Source organism: Cuneatibacter caecimuris (assembly GCF_004216775.1).
GTDB lineage: Bacteria > Bacillota > Clostridia > Lachnospirales > Lachnospiraceae > Cuneatibacter > Cuneatibacter caecimuris.
The window spans coordinates 286050-305304 of the sequence record NZ_SGXF01000002.1; the positions used below are offsets into that span (position 1 = coordinate 286050).

The window sequence follows — 19255 nt, forward strand, 5'->3', positions numbered from 1 at the left end:
TGTTTGAAATATGCCCTCCATGCCTGAGAAATTTTTACTTCAAGGGTAGGGATGTGTGAATCTGGTCACTTCGCAGAGGTTGTAAAATAAATCGTAATTGATGTCTGCTATACATCAGTGCTGGAAAGAAAGAATAAAAATACCGTATACATAAAATAGCACACTACAACGTAGCTGGAAACGGCAAGCGTGAATGTATTCCGAAAAGGATACCGGTAACGGTAAAAAAAGTCAAACTCAGAAATGAGGGCTATTCGGCATATGGCGATAAGCCTAAGTGCAGGCGCTGCGGTTTTGCAGAGCTAAATCGGCTATCAGCAACGGATCTCCTAAGTCTGAAAAACGAAGATATGGATGTGTTCAGAGACTATAAACGATTTTGAGTCAGAAATGGCTTGTGAGAGATAGTCCGCCGCAGTTGTCAGATCTGTCCTCTGACCAGGGTAAAAACTGACAAAGAGCTCTACTGCTCTTTCTCCCATTCAATAGCATATCGACAGATAGAATGGAAGAAGAAAGAAAGGCATGTGCGGGCCATAATGTTTGAAGAACCGCACTGTTTCCCTGTATTAAAAATAGATAAAAAGTTTATATATAAATCACGGCCAAACAACAAATTATATAGTGTGAAATTAACAACAAAAGGCAATGATTCTGCTAAATCCAAGGTATCTATAAATAAAATGCCAAATATATTTTCCGGTTTTACTGATACCTTTATTAAAAAAGTATTAGAGGGGGATGATGGATTACTAACTTTATTTGCAAGAGAACCTGCTTCTTTTTTGACGGGTAATTTAAAAAATGATTCTGATCGTTTTGCTGGTTCTTTAAATAACTCATCCAAAAATGCAGATCTGGCGGCAAAAAAATTGGACAATATTGATCACGAAGTCATAGATTATGCGCATAATCTAAAAAACGGAGTCATAAGCCAAACTGATTTTGCTAAAGCCTTAAAAAAAACTGCTATAACGGGTAAAATTACTCAGGCAGCTTTAGAAGCACTGACTAACACTGGCAATTCATTAGTTGAATGGGGAATTAAATCAGCTATCAGTGTTGCTGCCACAGTAATAGATAATTTTATTCATTCGGAGGAAAAGGCCAAGGAACAAATGGAAGAATCCGTTTCCACTTATAAGGCCGCTAAACAAGAACTCAGTGAAATCAATAATGAATTAGAAATACAAAAATTCAGAATATCAGAACTGCAGTCAAAAGGTTCTCTTACATATGCTGAGCAGGAAGAACTGGAAAAACTCCAACAAATCACTATAGAATTAGAGAGACAAAAAAAGTTAAAGGAAAATCAGGAGCAATATGCACAGAAGGAAGCCGTGGAAGATACTATAGCTGCCTATAAAAAAGAATTTTCAAAACCAGTTACAGAGGAAGCACTAAAAAAATACCGAGAAGGTGCTGCAGAACCAGGTGCCCCTCTAGCAGCTTATTCCAGCGAATCCAGCGAACTGGCATCCAAAATCGCAGCATATGAACAGCTGATCAAACTTCAAAATGAACTGAAGGATAGTGATCCGGAACAGGCTCAACAACACGGTAAAAATGCGGCAGATGTAGAGGCATCTATTTGGGAAGATATTAAAACTCTTGAAGATTACAAAACAAAGCTCTCTTCCATCCCTTACGATGAATTATCTCAGGATGCGCAAAATTACTTAGATGAGATAAATCATTCACTTAAATTGGCATGGACAGCGATGGATCCAAATGGCTGGAATGATATGGAAATTGATGGCATTTTCAGCAATGCCGGACTGGAAAAAACCAAAATCGAATTGATACAGTTGGCGCAGGCCGGAACCTTGACCCCGGAAACAGTTCAGGGCTACCAGAATCTCAGCGACGCCATCAGCCGAAGCAATCTATACTGCGAGGATGGGAAATCCGCCGTACAAGCTTTTGTTAACGAAATATACCGCCTGAATGACGAATCAAAAAAATTAAAAGCCGACGGAGGGAATACCTTTGATATCTCCCGCTATTCTGAAAACATCGACGCCGTCCAGTCTACTGTCTCCACGCTGAAAAACGCCCTGGACAGCCTAAATTCCGGTTCTCTCAGCGAAAATGACGTGCTGGATCTGATGCAACAGTTTCCCGAACTGATCCCCTACATCGACTTGGCCTCAGAAGGATTCGGGAACCTCAAAACAGGCCTGGAAAGCCTAATCGGCACTTCATCAGACGCTCTCATTTCCCAGCTGCGAGAAGCTGCGCTGACTATTTCCGACCCGGAAATGCTGAATAACATCAATTCCCTGATCAACGCTCTGTCCCAGATTTCAGAGGTGGAATTTAACTGGAGGATGGAAGACACCATTGGGATGATCGACAGCACCATCAGCGAAATGAACAAGCTGGCCAGCCTGTCCAACGACATCTCTCAGAACGGCCTTGTCTTTGATTCCGCCGACGCCTGGGAATACGCCAAAGTTTTTCCTGAAATACTAACTAACGCAGAACAATATACCGACGGAAAAATCAAACTGGATGAAGAGGCGGTCAACAGCGCCATCCAGGGCCGGGAAGCTGAGTTAAAAGCGGATCTGGACACAAAAATCCAGGAACTTGAAAACGAAAAAGCCTCGATTATTGCCAAGCGCAATTTCGCCCAGGAACAATTAAACCTAATCAATTCCATCTCCTCCAGCGATTCTCTGGCCTCGAAGCAGGCGGCCATCAATAAGATCAACAACGCCCAGAGCGCGGTCAACGCAATGATCCAGGGCGGAATGACCGAAGCGGAAGCATATAATACTGCTGCCGCATCCATGACAAACGACACAGAAGCCTACAACCAATATGTAGCCCTCGCAAGCCAGAACATGCAGAATAATATGGACATTTCAGCCACTGAATCCGCCAATTCTGTGGCCAGAAATGTCTCTATAATGAAGAAAAACATTGCAAATCTGGGCACTGACTGGTACAACGTGGGGCTGACAATGCAAAACGCCATGAATGGCACCCCCACGCCCTTTTCTCCCTCCAGTCCGGTTTCCTTCGGTGAAAGCAATAAGATTAGCGCATTAGACAGCGTATCTGCCAAAGGTGTTATATCGCCTTTTGATGTTGAAACAGGCCTTCCAAACGGCGCATATACCATGGCAGATGACTGGCTGAATGAAATAAATAAACAGAGCCAGGCTGCCGATCAAGATTTAGAAAATCAAAAAAGACAAATCGAAGCACAAATCGCCGGTTATGACAAGCAGGCTGAAAATATCGATTCCCAGATCAACATGCTGAAAGCCGCAAAAGACAAGGGGCTGAGCGCATATAAGGCGGAAGATTCAAATAAAAGGTCTTCCGGGTCTTCCGGCTCTAATACCGGCGGCAACACAGAGAAGAAAGAAGAAATTGACAATCTTTCCACAGATATACTGGATCATTTCGAACAGCGCCGCCACGAAATAGAAAAGGTAGCCAAATCCCTGGAAACCTACATGGATAACGTGGAAAGCGCCGCCGGGAAAAACAGTTTTGCCGACCAGCTGATCTCCGTTAATCAAACCCTCCTCTCCGACCTGGAAAAGACCAGAGGCATGTATCAGGAGCAGGCGGACCAGTACCTGTCCATGCTCCCTGATAATTTCAAAGAGCTGGCCAAAAACGGCGGGGTTTCCATGACCGAATTCATCGGCAACACCTCCTCCGAAATCCAGGAAGCCATCAAAAACTATCAGGAATGGGCCCATAAGGTGGACGATATCGACCAGGAGCTCATTGAGTTGAAAGAAACCCTGAAGCAGCTGCAGGCAGCCAAATTTTCCAACATTGCGGAGGAATTTGAACGCTTTATCGAGATTTTCGATTCCGCCAAAGGCAAGATCGACGGCATCATCGATCTTTTAGAATCCCAGGGCCAGAAGGTAGGCGAAGGCTATTATCAGGCGCTGATCGACCAGTCCCGGGAACGCATCAGCCTGCTGGAAGAAGAACGGGAACAGCTGAAAAAACAGATGGACGAAGCGCTGGCAAACGGCATCGAGCTGGGTTCCGACGAATGGGAGGAGATGTACCAGAAGCTGCAGAGCATCGACCAGGAAATCATCGGCTGCTACACAGATATCGAAAATTTCCAGACAGATATTGACAACCTGCACTGGGATACCCTGGACGCCATCGCGGACAGATTCAGCCAGATCCAGGACCAGATCTCCGGCCTCAGCGGACTGCTGGATATTGAAACAGCGACAAAAGGCGCGCAGGGAACGGAATGGACGGATGAATCCCTCACCTATCTGGGGCTCCAGACCCAGGCATATGAAGCAGGTATGTATCAGGCCGCCCAGTACGCCAAAGAGATTGAAAAGCTGAAGGAAGATTATGCCGCCGGCAAGTATTCCGCCGCGGAATATTACGAAAAGCTGGCCGATCTGGAATCCAAACAGTGGGACTGCGTGGATTCAGCCAATGCCGCAAAAGACGCCATCCGGGAGCTCAATGAGCAGCGGGTGAAAGAAGCAACCGACGCTATTGAAAAAGAAATCGACGCTTATTCGGATTATATCGGCACGCTGAAGGACGCGCTCAGCGAAGAAAAAGCGCTCCACGACTACCGAAATTCCATCCTGGAAAAGAACAGGAATATCACAGCCACCGCCAGGGAAATCAACGCCCTGGGCGCTTCCGGAACCGCGGCGGACCGGGCTTCTCTGGCAAAGCTCCGGCAGCAGCAGAATGAAAACATCAATTCCCTTCAGGAAGCCCAGTACCAGCACGACTTAGACGCCAGAAAGGACGCCCTGGACCAGGAACTGGAAGCCTATAAGGCTATGAAAGAGGCGGAAATAGAGGCGCTGCAAAATTCCATCGCTTCCACGGAAGTCTTAATCGGATTGCTGCTGACAGAAGGCGAAGTCATGATTGGCAACACCCTCTATAAGCTCACCGATTTTCTGGATGAAAACGGAGTCCTGCAGGAAGAAAAGCTGAGGGCTTCTCTGGACGCCCGCTACGCGATGTACACCCAGACCTTTGAAGATGTGAAGAACAATACGGACATTGTTATGGCCGGCATCGACCTGATCATCCAGCAGTACGGCCTGTCCATAGACAGCAGCATTACCACGCCCTGGCGCAACGGCTCTGCCGCGGTGGCAGGTTACGGCTCTGATCTCACCGCCGCATCCAGCCTGTTTATTCAGGCCATTCAGCTGGTGGAGCAGGAGCAGATCATTCTGCAGACTGAAGCCAACCGATCCACGGATGCAATGCTGAGAGCATTTGGCGTGGACACCTCCGGGTTGGTCTCCCGGGTAGGCAGCGTAAGATCCGCCCTGGATCAGTCTGCCAACGCGTCGCAGAATCTCGCCAGTGCAACTGCAAATACCCTTGGATCATCCTATGATACAAGCGGTTCGGTAAACTCTGTTTATAGAATTAAAGATGCTGCCGACAGAGCTGCCAACTCTATACGCGGAATTGCGTCCGCGATCAATTCCTTGCCATCAGGAGTAGGCATTGATCTCACAGTAAAGAGCAAAGGCGGCAAAGGTGGCGGCCCCCCGATGACAAACTTACAAATGGCCAAAGGCGGCGTCGTTTCCGGAACCAGAGACCAATGGCTGCACAGAGCGCTGGGGGAAGACACCCTTGCTGCGGTGAGAATGGGAGAACGGGTTCTGACCGAAAAGCAGAATGCTGATTTCGAACAGATGGTAAGAATGCTGCCCCAATTACTCCCCAATATCGCAGGCATCATTTCCCATAACACATCCATGTATTCTCCTTTGCCGGCTGTTCCGGCCATACAAGTTGATAAAATAGATGCTTCCCTCACCGTGCAGGGCAGCGTGGACAAAACCTTCGCATCCCAGCTGGAGTCCGCCCAGAAAGACACAGTAAACAAAGTGACAGGAGCCATCGCCAGGCAGCTGGGCCGGGTGGGCTTCCGCACAAACGCATATGACATGCAGAAAATTTAACCAAACCAGGCGCTCTCCCGCCCTCCCGCTGCCGGAAAGCAGCCGGGCGGGGGCGCAGCCCCATAATCTATCAGAAAGGCAGGCTGTATAAATGCAGATATTCTGTAACAATTTTATTTACGATGGGATCAGCCCATCTGACTACGGCATGACCCCGGGGCATTTCAACTCTTCCGGCCTGGAGGACGGGGACATCGGGATGAAGCTGGACCTGACGGCAGTCTCCGTGGGGTCCGGCCCGGTCCCCCTGCTGCTGGACAGCAGATACGCCGACGTCCTGGAGATGGAAATCACCCTCATCTCAGACGGCAGCTCCCCGGACGGCTTCATCAGTCCCGTAACGGAACGAAATATCTACCGATGGCTCACCGGGCGGAAGCAGTATGCCAAGCTGACCTTTCCCGAAGGCAAACTTGATAGCCTCTACTTTATGGCTATCCCCATAAATGTAGAACCATATATGCTTCTGGATAAAACCGCAGGCTTTCGGATCACCTTCCGCTGCGACGCGCCCTGGGGCTGGGAGGAATTTTCCCTCTCAAAAACCGTGGACAACGCGCTGGAATTCCAGATCGACAATACCAGCGACGATTTATGGTCCGACCTTCCCATGGTCCTTACCATCACCAAACAGGGCACGGGGGAATTTTATCTCTACAACAAGACTTCCGGTGAAACCATGCTCTTTACGGAGCTGCCTTCCGGCGCCGCCACCACTGTGGACGGAAACACGCTGATCGTCTCCTCCACCGTCCCCCGCCACAACTTCTATCCGGTGTTCAACAAAAAATTCCTCCGGCTAAAACCCGGGATCAATGAGCTGAAAGCCTCCGGCAGCGCAGATCTCACCATCAGCTGTCTGTTTCCCAGAAAGGCGGGGATCTAAATGCAGTTTCACACCAGCGCATTATCAGAAATAAAAAACAAGAAATTCTTTATCGCCTCTCCATCCAAGGAAATCTACGGGCTGATCAACCATATCACCGGCGCTTCCGGCAAAATCAATCTCATTGATTATTCAGAGATTTCCTTTACCGTAGCCTATGGAGACAATGTGCAGAACTGGGAGCATCTGAAAAAGTTCAACACGGTCTATGTGGAAGACGTGGGCTGGTTTCAGCTGCAGGAGCCCGCGGAAACAGACGACGGGACCCAGCTGTTCAAAGACTGCGCCATGTATTCGCTGGAATACGAGCTTTCCCAGAGAAACACCTCTTTCACTGTCAACACCGGTACGGTGGATTCCCTGGAAAACATCGTCTTTCTGGACCGCCATCCGGAGCTTACCTGGGAGGATGACTGGCAGCTTGCAAAAGAAGATTATATCCGGTTCTGTCATGATGACGATCCGGACCTGAGCCTGATGCATCTCCTGCTGGAGAAGTTTCCCAACTGGGGCGTTGGCTACATCCATCCCGCGCTAAAGCCCAAAATCCGGAGCTTTTCCGAATTCTCCGGCTCTCCCTATTCCTTCTTAATGGAAAACGCCGCAAAAGCTTTTGAATGTATCTTTACCTTTGATACGGACAAAAACCTGATCAACGCCTATCCCATCAACGACGCGGGGGACACCTTCGACCAGAACGTCTTGGGCCGGACCACAGACCTTTACCTGGGTTTTGAAAATCTGGTCAAAGATTTTCAGCTCTCCCAAAGAACAGAGGAGGATACGGTGACCGCCATCCGGGTTTTCGGCGGGGATAAGCTGGATCTGCGGGATGTGAACCTGGGCATGGACTACCTCTTCGACCTCTCCCACTACTATGACAGAATGAGCCCGGGCCTTCTGGACAAATGGAAGGCCTGGCTGGCCCTCAAAGATTCCCTGTGCGAGGATTATATCGCTCTGGCAATCAGGCACAACAATAATACCCTGGAGCAGCTGAACCTCCACACCATGCTGCCTGAGGATAAGGATTCCGGCACAGAGGACTGGACAAAATACGGGATCAATGAGCTGACATCCAAATTAAAGACCACCAGCCAGATCCTTGAAAACTACGAGAAGCTGGGGCTCAGCCAGGATTCTGAAACCTGGCTCAATGCAGTGCAGAAACGGGACGCGGTCCAGGCAGAGCTGGAGGCGAAAAAAGCGCAGCTGGAAGAACTGAAGGCAGAAGAGGCAGAGATTGTCCGGGAAAAACTGGCCGTCACAAAGCAGATCGACTGGAATTCTTTTTATACAGTATCTGAACTCAAAGAGCTGACGCCCTATATCAAGGAAGCAGACTATACAAACGATACCATCCTCATTCTGGACAGCTACTCCATCGAAGAGATCATCGAGCAGCAAAAAGAGCTGAAAAAGGACGCAGTCAACACCCTGTCCCGCCTCTCCCAGCCCCAGTACACCATCAGCACTTCTCTGGTCAACCTGTTCTCCCTGCCCAAGTTCCGGTCCAAATGGGAAGATTTTTCCCTGGGCAATTTTGTGACTGTTTTAAAAGGGAACAGAGATTTTCTGCTGCGCCTGATTTCTGTTTCTTTCGATTTCTATAACCCGGATTCCATCCAGGTGGTGTGGTCCAACATGTACCGGGACAACCAGGGCACAAACGACATCGAATATCTGCTCAAGGGCATCGCAGGAGGCTCCGTCTCCTCCATCTCTTCCCGCAGCGCCTCCGGCAGCGGTTCCGGTTCCGGGAAAGACCCGGATTCGGAAAAAGGCGGAGGATATACCCTCTCCTACGGGGAATACACCGGGCTGCTCCAGATGCTGGACGGTCAGTTCGACGCCATCACCTCAGATTATATCTTTACAAAAATCCTGGAGGGGGAAAAAGGATATTTTGAGCGTCTCTCCGCCCATATCCTGAGCTCGGATTATGCGGATATCAAGTTCGCAGATATCGGGGAATTAAAGGCCGCTCTGGCAGATGTGGAAAGCCTTCTGGCCGGAAACGCCGGGGTGGGGGATCTGCAGGCCATTCATCTCACAGCGGACAATGCTGTTATCGACGAGGCCGTCATCAAGCACATGATCGCCGCGGAGATTTCTGTGGCCGACCTGATGGCCCATATCGCCAGCGCTGAGCTGATCACCCTGGTGTCCTCTGAAACCGGCCGGCCCGCCATTGCCCTGAAAGGGGCCACCCAGCAGTTCTTCGATTCCGAAGGCAATGTCCGGGTCCAGATCGGCCAGGACGGCGGCGGCGGTTTCAGCTTCGTGGTGCGGGGCGAGGACGGAACCACCGCCCTTTTCGATTCCCATGGAATCAGACAAGAAGGCATCCCGGACAACATCATTGTGAATAAAATGATCGCCCCGGGAACCATCGGGCCGGACCGGCTGGATTTTCAGGTGGAAATAGATTCCGAAGGCCGCCTCATCACCAGCATCGACCGGATCTATACAGAAAACGGAACCAGGTTCGGCACAGAATTCTATGAACTGAAGGAGACCACCCAGGCCCTGGATTCAAAAATCGAAGATAACCTTCAGTACAAAATCGAAATCGACAGCTCCAACGGCGTAATTTTCACCAACAGGATCATTGACACCATCCTTTCCGCCGTCCTGTACCGCGGGAATGAAGACGTGACGGCCCAGTTTGCGGACAGCTGTTTTATCTGGACCCGCCAGAGCGGGGATGCCGATCTGGATGATTACTGGAATTCCCAGCATGAATCCGGCGCTAAATCCCTGCACATCACCAGAGAAGATCTCTATAAAAAAGCACAGTTTCGCTGCTCCTTCTGGCTGAACCATCAGCTGGTTGCGGCAGGCACATTCTGATATCAAGGAGGATATTATTTTATGGCAATCAAAGCTTCCAGCCAAATCACAATTGTGGACATCGACGACGTGGGAAGGCTCAGCGTCTATTTAAACAGCAGCCTTCCTCTTTCTTCAATTTATGACCCAAACAAAGATTCCTACACGCCCTCCTGGGCCAGCACCAATCTGAAAATCACCCCGGTTATCTACTTTAATGAGAAAGCCCTGTCTCCTGCCAGCCCCGGAGTCACAGTCTCCTGGAAACGTAGGGAAGGGGCAAGCACAGAAGGGAACCTGACTGCCGGAGAAACTGTTTCCGGCGGCATCCTTACCGTAAACCAGAACAAGCTGGGCGCGGCTGCCAGCGGCCTGCTCAGCTATATCTGCTATGTGACTTACATGGACCCGGAATCCGGCGTTACAGTAAACGCCCAGAGCCTGCTCTCTTACTCATTGCTGCAGAACGCTGTGGAGCTTCACTACATCTCCATTGCCGGCGGCAATGTATTTCTGTACGACGCTTCCGGGAATCTCACCGGAGAATCCCAGCTGGCCCTGACTGCCACTGCCACAAATGTAACAGTGACCGGATGGCAGTACAAAAATGCATCGGGAGAATTTGTCTCTTATCCCACCACTTCCGACAACGCCTCCCTGACCAGCTCCACACTTTATGTGAAACCTTCCCACGCCATCTTTTTCCACGATGTGGCTACCATCCGGGTGACCACCGATGATCCGGACGTGTACGATATCCATTCCATTTACAAGGTGCGGGACGGAGCCCATTCCGCCGTGGGCGTCCTGACAAATGAATCCCACACGCTGTACGCCAATTCCGCCGGTTCCGTTAGTTCCTATGCCGGAGCCGCCTCCACTCTGGCGGTCTATGAAAACGGAAAGGACATTGTGGATACCTTTACCGTCACCGTCACGCCTTCTTCCGGAATCACAGGAACCCAGAGCGCGGATCAAAAGACTTACACCATCACCGGCTGCACCGTGGATACAGGATATGTGGATTTCACCGCCTCCCGTTCCGGTTACGCTTCTATCACAAAACGATTCGCAGTAACCAGAGTAAAAGGCGGCGCCGCAGGCGCTTCGGCCCGGACTTATTTCATCGACGCCAGCACCCTTGTCCTGAATAAAAATATCAGCAATGTATTCACCCCCAAGACAGTGACCTTCAGTGCTTTTTACCGGGAAGGGACTTCCGCTGCCCGCCAGGCTTACGCGGGAAGGTTTCTCATCGCGGAATCTGCGGACGGAACTGCATTTACCACCAAATATACCTCATCCGCAGATGAAACCTCTAAGGAATATACCCCTTCTTCTCCCAATATAGCCGCTGTGAGATGCACCCTCTATGCCTCCGGCGGCACAACGGCTTCCCTGGACGTCCAGACGGTCGCCGTGACCAGGGACGGCGCCACCGGAGCCGCGGGCGCGGGCGGAACCTCTGTTGTTGTGGGCAATGAATCTCAGGTGATTCCCTGCAGCAGTTCCGGAACAGTATTAAACGCCATGGACGTCACCATCCCCTTCTGCGGCTATCAAGGAATCAGCAAGGCGGCCTGCACTGTGGCGGCAGGAGCCCTGCCCGCAGGGGTTACGGTGAAATCCAACACTCCGGCATCGGCAGGCACGGACGGCTCTCTTGTATTATCCTTCGCCGCCGGCAGCGCCCTGGGCGCGGCTGCGGCCATGAACGGAACCATCGACCTGACATTTACCTGCAATTCCACAACAGTTGTGAAGAAATTCACCTGGACAAAGGCAAAAGCAGCAGTAAACGGCGAGAATGCAGTGCTCTTTGAAATCATTTCCCCTGCGGGAAACGTGATCGTCAATTCCGGAAACAACGTGGTTCTTGAAACCATCATGTATTCCGGCGCATCCGCCGTCACCCCCACCGCATATGTCTGGAAGAAATACACATCCGGCTCCTGGACAGCCGTCTCCGGTCAGACTTCCTCCAAATTGACCGTAACCCCCGATATGGTGGACGCCATCGCCTCCTTCTCCTGCACCGGGACATACGGAGGAAAAACCTATACGGCATATGCCACTGTAACCGACAAACAGGACAACTACAGCGTGGATATCATCAGCACTCTGGGCACCCAGGTCAAAAATGGAGAAGGTTCCGGCGTCCTCTATTACAGGCTTTACCAGAATGGAAAAGAAGTGGACCTGCTGAAAACCACCGCTTTCCTGACCGCAGCGCCGGCTTCCCCTGCTTCCGGCGATTTCTATTATCATATCGATAAAGCAAATAATAAAGTAACTCTGAAAAAATACAACGGCTCCGCATGGGTTGACGCTTCCGGCCCCGACCTGCCCCAGGCAGCCTACCATACCTACCGCCTCGATAAGGATTCCCTTCCCATGGATGAAGGCGAGGCCTGGAAAACGGAAAAAGTGGTATATGTAGACGGAAGCATGATCGATACAAAATGCACCTTTGTCGTGGAGGTTATTTAACTATGGCTTTCACGTTTTGCTTCCCGGCAGGGTGCGGAAAGGAGAAACGAAATGCCGCTAAAAGCGTCAAACCAGGTAACAATCACAAATGTAGCAGACGGTAGAGATTCTGTCACAGTCATTCTCACCGACGAAAACCACACCTTTGCCGCGGATTCTTCCGGGCACGCTGCCGCCGCCGCTGTCTCAACAGACATCCTCGCCTTTCAGGGCATCAAGAGAATTGCCGCTGCCGTGGGAAGCATCACCGGGCTCCCCGCAGGAATGACTATGACGGTAAAGAACAACGGAACTGCCAGCGCTTCCGTCACTGTGGCAGTCACCTCCTCTCTGACCGCGCTCAGCGGGACTGTAAATATCCCCATCACTGCCAACGGGGTCAGTATCACCAAAGTATTCAGTTATACCTTATCAAAAGCCGGGGCAGCAGGATCGGCAGGAGCGCCCGCTAAAGCTGTGGACCTCTCCGCCACATCCCAGGTCTTTAAATCTTCGGACGGAGGGCTTACCTTCTCCCCCGATACCATCCGGCTTACGCCCGTCTTTCAGGGCGGGATAACCTTTGGAAAATGGCAGTACAGCAGGGACGGCGGCAGTTCCTGGACAGATGTTTCCGGCGCAGCCCACGGCCTGACCGTCTTCTCCGGCGCGCTCACAATCAGTAAAACCAGCGATCTGTTCACCCGGGACGTCACGTCACTCTCTCTGAAATGTATCAGCAGCGACAGCGCCTATTTTGATGTAATCACTGTTTTGAAATTATATGATACCGCAGATCTGGAGATCGGCGGCAGGAACCTGGCCCTTAACAGCCGGAAAGGCTGGTACTCCGCCTCCAGCCATGTCATGAACGGGAGGCTCAGTGAAACCTGGGTCCCGGGCGCAGTATATACGGTCAGCCTGAAAGGCTCCGTCACAGGGGCAGGCCTGGGGCTGTGGCGGGATCTGGGAAATACTCCCGCAGCCGAAAGCCTTTCTTATGATGAGACAAAGAAAATATATCAGGCAACCTTTACCTGTCCTGATCCGGCTCCCGGCGATACCGATGTGAACACCTTTTCTGTCGCCACCCATCCGGCTTCCGAAACCGTGACAGCCAGCGTGGAATGGATCAAAATCGAAAGAGGGAACCATGCCACTGACTGGACTCCCGCCCCGGAAGATATCAATACCCAAACTTCCTTAACTGTCCTGGGCACTCAGTCCGGGGTCACCGGAAACTGGACCGGAAAAGCGGATCTCTTTTATCTCCAGGACGGGCAGCAGATCACCTACTGGCTGCCTTATAACGGTTCCGGAAACGCCACGCTGAATTTGACACTAGCGGACGGCAGCGCCACAGGAGCCGTTCCCTGCTATTATTCCGGTTCCACCAGGCTGACCACCCAATATCCCGCGAACAACGCCATCCGGCTGATCTACCGCCAGAACGTCTCTGCCGGAAGCTCTGTGATCTCCCAGGGCTGGTGGGCTGACGCCAACTACAATTCCGATACCTTCGACAGAGTAAAACACGCCAGCCCCATCACAGCCAAAACCGCGATTACAGCCGGGAAACTGATTGTAGGCGACAACAGCGGATATTTCCATCTGGCTCCTTCCGCAGGCTTTGACATCACCAAACAGATTTTGTATGCCGCAGGAAGCATCGCCGCGGGAGCCACAGGCACAAACAATTTCACCCAGTTTCCCGAAGTGGATCTGCAGGCCACAAAAGCCGGCTGGACGGGGGAGGCGAAGAAAACCTGCTATCTGGTGGGAACCCTCTCCGGCACCACCTTCACCCCAGGCTCCGCTCTTTTTACTACAACAGAGCCCGCCTCAGAAGATCATCTGCTCTATATCTCCCTGGGGTATATGTCCGGAACCCACAAAATCTATCTGTATCCCCAGCATGATATCTATATGTATTCCGATAACGGATTCAAGGCGCTGCCCCAGATCATTTCAGAAACAAAATCCACGCTGTCCGGCGTGTCTTCTATCGTGGATAAGGTGGATAAATCCATTACGGATAAAGTCTGGATGACGGATATTGACGGCAAAATAAGCGCCTATGACAACACTACGGTCAAAACAATCACGGACAAGGTCACCTCCCTGACCACCGACCTGTCCGGGATCTCGTCAAAGGTTTCTACCGCAGAAACTACCCTCCGCACAATGGACGGACAGGTCACAAGCCTGACTGCCAGGGTGAACTCCGCGGAACAGAAAATCACGGATGAGGCGATTACTTCTACTGTCCGGCAGTATGTACAGATCGGCGGGGTGAACTTGTTGGATGGGACAAGGGATTTCAGCGGTATGACCGGGGGTTTTGGATATGAATATGGATGGGAAAATGGATTTACCAGCTATTACTACCAAAATACTTCCGACAGTGAATCTGAGAATGTCTGCATATGGCATGATACAATTGATATTAAACCAAATACTTACTATGCATTGAGTTTTTATGCCTCGGGCTATGGTTCCATTGATTCCATTTTATGCAATTCCGTGAGTTCCGCCTACAATCCCTGTGTAGAATCCGAGTCGTTGTCAGGAGGTACCGGCAGTTCATCCTCTGACGGCAGAGTTACTCATCTTCTGGACAGTAATTGGTACCGGTATAAGATGGTATTTAAAACCAGAGAAGATGCCAGTGGCATTATAACTGTTATTCCTGCCATACTGCATCCAGTCGGAGAAATTTACATATACGGAATAAAATTCGAAGAAGGCCAAATCCCCACAGACTGGTCCCCCAGTTCTAATGATACCGATATGAAAATCAGTGCAGTTCAGACCACTGCCTCGCAGCTGTCAGACCGCTTCAGATGGATCGTCAAATCCGGTACCTCTTCCAGCAATTTTGAGCTTACTGATCGTACCGCCACTTTGGCGGCCAATTACATCAACCTTCATGGTTTAATTTCTTTCAATGGGTTGAGCAGTGAAACCCAGGGAAAAATCAACGCTACGCCCGCCTGGATTACCACAAACGGGAATACCCTGCTGAACCTGAAAAATATGGTCATGAAATGGACGGATAATGCGATCAGCACCACCACGCAGATTAACGGCGGATGGATCAAAACCAATACCATCACCGCGGAAAAAATTGCCCTGGGGGATTTTACCAACTATGTTACAGCAAATGAGGTGCTCTCACAATCTGCAATTGCCGGAAATCACCCCTTCGGCAGCGGCGGTGATAACATTTTCAGCAGCGGATACATCACAAAAAAGACATCCTCCAATCCCTACCTGGCCTTGACGCAGTATAAGCCCAATTCTTTTAATAATAATGAAGAGTTATATTATACCTTTACTGCAAAAGGCTCGGCTTCCGGCTCCTGTACTGTCAGTGTTTTCTTTTGCGGAAACCGGTCAACTGATGATTTAACAACTAAGGTCACTGTTTCCGGCCCCACCCATTCCCTGACAACCGCAGAACAGACTTTTTCCGGAACCATTAATCTGGGGTCTTGTAAAAATTACGGATATTATGCCATCTGTATTTATGACAAAAGCAGTTCCAAAATTCAAATCTATGCTAAGAATGTCTGTGTAAGGAAGAAAAACCAGGGTGAATTGATTGTGGACGGCAGCATTACAGCGGATAAAATCAACGTAAATTCTTTGGAAGCAATATCGGCAAATATTGGGGGATTTTCTATCGGCGGGTCTTATATCGCGAAAGGAACTACAGCGCTTGCCGGAGCCTCCAACAGCGTGTATCTTGGGACAAATGGTATTAGCTGTGGAACGACATTTAAAGTAACAAACGCTGGAGAAATGAACTGTAGCAATGCCATTATTACAGGAGGCAATATTGTCCTCAGCACTGGGGAGGAAAGTATCCCGTCCATAACTCTCAAGACAAATAGCCCCGCATATATAAATATGAATGGGTACATGATACGATCATTTAGCAGAGATTCAGGAAAAGAATTATGGCGATTATTTTCTATGTTTAGCTCTACAGCAATCTTTTCAATTAAAGGAAGGATTTTAGTTGAAAAGAGTTATGACGGATCTTGGGGCTCACTTGAAACTGTAGGAGATATGCTTTGTGGAGGTAATATAGACGTTACAGGATCTGCAAGTATTGCAGGAACATTAGATGTCCAGGGGCATTCCAGAACAGCAAATTATCTATGTGCGGGTTACGGTAAAGTCAACAGGGCCGTTATCGGCTCGGCAGGGGATAGGGTATGGTTTTCCTTGCAAAAAAATGATAGTTCATGGGCAAATGAAATAGGTCTTTTTCCTGATCACACACATTTACAAAAGCCTCTCTGGTGCAACACCATCCGTAGTTGTGCCAACAACCAGTCCAACGCCGTGCAGATCCACACCAACTACGCCCTATACGTCAAAAACTACGCCGGCACAGACCCACAGGAAATCATAGCAGGTAAATACACCACAGCATCTTCCGAAAAATTCAAATCCAACATTTCACCCTACCAGGAAAACGCCCTGTCCCTGATCCGCAGATCCCCAGTCTATTCCTACAACCGCAAAATAGACCTGGAAAAAGGAATCCATAAAAAAGAAATCGGTTTTGTGATCGAGCGGGGCGCGCCAGACTGCATTGTCAATGAAACCAGGGACGCAGTGAATATGTACAGCATCAGCGGAATCCTGTGGAAAGGCATGCAGGAACTGGACGGCTGCCTGGCCGCGCATGCCGGCAGAATCTCCAAAATAGAATCAAAACAATCACAGTTAGAACACGAGATCCAAAATCTGAACAGCCAGCTGGCCAGAGCCTATGCGCTTCTGGCAGCGCACGGAATCAGAGAAACCATATCATCCAAGGAGGAAATCAAATGTTAAAAACAAGCAAGAATACTCAATTTACAGGCAGCAGTATTGTAGATGGGGTTTCCATCGCCAGTTTCACCTGCACGATCGGGGAAAATGAAATAAAAGACGACGCCCCGGCCTATTCCTTTTATATCCAGGACCAGGCTGCCTACCGGGAAAACCGGGCAGAAGTAAACCAGGACAGAACTGCATTTGAAGACGCGATGTATTCCCTTTTTGACCAGATCAAAACAGAATCCGCAAAATCAAAAGTTGAACCCGTGGGTAAATGAAAAAGAATCCCGCTCGCGGGATTCTCCGCCTGCGGCGTGTCGCTTTAGCGACGTGATTCCTTACGCCGCAGTGCGATCCCCCGGAGGGTTTTGTTGCATAGGGAACGCAGTTTCCTATGTAATGAAAAAGAATCCCGCTCGCGGGATTCTCCGCCTGCGGCGTGTCACACAAGCGACATCATTCCTTACGCCGCAGTGCGCATCCCCCGGAGGGTCTTGTTGCATAGGGAACGCAGTTTCCTATGCAATAAAATATTAAATACTACAATGGGAGGCCGTTATCTTGAAAATCACGAACTTAGCAGTAAACCAGAGCCTGGAGCCTCTGGCAGATATTTTAAAATTGAGAATGAGCTTTAAATATATTCCGGTCCTGAACGAGCTGTATAACAAGCTGGAAAAACTGAACCAGCTGATCATCGCCCAATATAAATCCCTTTCTGAAGACCTGGAGGCAAACAGCCTCCAGGAAGGTGATTCCGAAGAACTCAAGGAAACAAAAGCAGAGCGCCGGCAGGCCATCAGCAAACAATGCCAGGAACTGCTGGACTATGAAAACGATATCCCGGCCCCTGAGTTTGACCTGGATGAATTTCTTGGGGATATTTCCAAATATCCCCAGAATGAAACTGCAGACCTGCCAGGAGATACCTTTTATAGATTATCGCATATTTTCACACACAGAAGCCCGGATGAGCCGGAGCTGCCGGCCTGAAAGGAGGGTTTCCCGTGCAGATAAATCGTTCTATTTTATGTACAAACACCTGCAATATGCAGCCTGCAGGCAGAACCGCAAAAGATATCCGGTATATTGTTGTCCACTATGTGGGCGCACTGGGAGACGCGAAGGCAAACTGCCAGTATTACGCTTCCTCCAGCGTCGGAGCATCCGCCCACTACTATGTAGGCTTCGCAGGAGATATCTGGCAGTCTGTCTCAGATCAGAATATCGCCTGGCACTGCGGCACCTATGGAACCTATTACCACCCGGACTGCAGAAACGCGAATTCCATCGGGGTGGAAATGTGTGTCAGAAAAAAGAATGCCAGTACATTGTATGCGTCTGATACAGACTGGTATTTTGAAAAAGAGACCATAGAAGCGGCTGCCGGCCTGATCCGGGAACTGATGGAGCAATACGGGATCGAAACTGACCACATCCTGCGCCATTATGATGTCACCCATAAAATCTGCCCGGCTCCCTTTGTCCACAATCCGAAAGCCTGGGAGGATTTCAAAACCCTGCTGAAAACTGAAGACCGAAGTGCCAAAGTAAATTATGTCGCTGCCGTAGAAAGCCCTGACGGTATTCTGATGCTCCGCACCGGCCCCGGCACTTCTTATCCGTCCGTAGGCTCTGCAAAAACAGGCACTGTTGTCAATGTACGCAGGGAGTATCCCAATGGATGGAGATACTGCAGATATTACGACGGCGGAGGTAAATTATGGGAAGGATATATGGGAGGCGCTTATCTGAAGCCCTGCCCGGACTATCCTCATATGATCGTAAAGTCGCCTGACGGCATCCTCAATATGAGAAAATATCCTCATCCCACCGGTGAATTCATTATCGGTCTGAGAAACGGGTACAACGTAGGCGTCCTGCAGGACGCCCAAAACGGCTGGAAGCTCCTGCTCTGCGGAGACAGCTTTGGCTACGCGGACGGCGCTTATCTCACAGAAGTGGGCGGCTATCAGAGCTGGACAGGCAAAATCACCGGAGGAAACCTGAGAATCCGCACGGAACCCGTAAACGGAGACATCCGATATGTCCTGGCGGACGGAACTCTGCTGGAAATTACCGGTGAAATCATGGGTTCTGACGGATATATCTGGTATCAGGTGAAAAAAGACGGCAACGCTATCGGCTGCTGCCGTTCTGATTTTGTGCGGAAGATATAATCTCTTCCGCGTCCCTTGCGGCAGATTATTCTGATTTTATATTATTTTAAATTGCAGAAATCCCTGTTTTGTGTTATACTATTTTAAAAGAGCGAATG

The 19255-nt window shown here is 49.9% G+C and carries 9 protein-coding genes; 8 read left to right on the forward strand and 1 reads right to left on the reverse strand.

Features of this window, described 5'->3' with window-relative positions:
- Positions 1–463: 463 nt before the first annotated feature.
- Positions 464–847: a hypothetical protein gene (locus EV209_RS07565; protein WP_130434691.1), complete on the reverse strand. Its 384-nt coding sequence runs from the start codon at positions 845–847 to the stop codon at positions 464–466.
- A 271-nt stretch (positions 848–1118) separates the two neighbouring features.
- Here EV209_RS07565 and EV209_RS07570 point away from each other — a divergent pair, with 271 nt between their 5' ends.
- The 8 genes from EV209_RS07570 to EV209_RS07605 all read left to right on the forward strand — a co-directional run bounded on the left by EV209_RS07570 (position 1119) and on the right by EV209_RS07605 (position 19157).
- Positions 1119–5954 carry an ATP-binding protein gene (locus EV209_RS07570; protein ID WP_165388856.1) on the forward strand — a complete coding sequence of 1612 codons (4836 nt, stop codon included), beginning with the start codon at positions 1119–1121 and terminating at the stop codon, positions 5952–5954.
- 91 nt (positions 5955–6045) lie between these two features.
- Positions 6046–6840, forward strand: coding sequence for a phage tail domain-containing protein (locus EV209_RS07575; RefSeq protein ID WP_130434695.1), 795 nt, complete (start codon positions 6046–6048; stop codon positions 6838–6840).
- Positions 6841–9693, forward strand: coding sequence for a phage tail family protein (locus EV209_RS07580; RefSeq protein WP_130434697.1), 2853 nt, complete (start codon positions 6841–6843; stop codon positions 9691–9693).
- A gap of 21 nt (positions 9694–9714) precedes the next feature.
- Positions 9715–12162, forward strand: a complete 2448-nt coding sequence (locus EV209_RS07585; protein ID WP_130434699.1) for a hypothetical protein — start codon at positions 9715–9717, stop codon at positions 12160–12162.
- A gap of 51 nt (positions 12163–12213) precedes the next feature.
- The gene (locus tag EV209_RS07590; protein WP_130434701.1) at positions 12214–16992 is read left to right on the forward strand and encodes a tail fiber domain-containing protein; all 4779 of its coding nucleotides are present in this window, start codon (positions 12214–12216) and stop codon (positions 16990–16992) included.
- Positions 16986–17255 (forward strand): hypothetical protein, encoded by a 270-nt coding sequence (locus EV209_RS07595; RefSeq protein WP_130434703.1) that lies wholly within the window; start codon positions 16986–16988, stop codon positions 17253–17255. The genes EV209_RS07590 and EV209_RS07595 overlap by 7 nt, the downstream gene beginning before the upstream one ends.
- 283 nt (positions 17256–17538) lie before the next feature.
- Positions 17539–17970, forward strand: a complete 432-nt coding sequence (locus EV209_RS07600) for a hypothetical protein (protein WP_130434705.1) — start codon at positions 17539–17541, stop codon at positions 17968–17970.
- A gap of 14 nt (positions 17971–17984) precedes the next feature.
- Positions 17985–19157, forward strand: coding sequence for an N-acetylmuramoyl-L-alanine amidase (locus EV209_RS07605; RefSeq protein WP_243647541.1), 1173 nt, complete (start codon positions 17985–17987; stop codon positions 19155–19157).
- Positions 19158–19255: the final 98 nt, after the last annotated feature.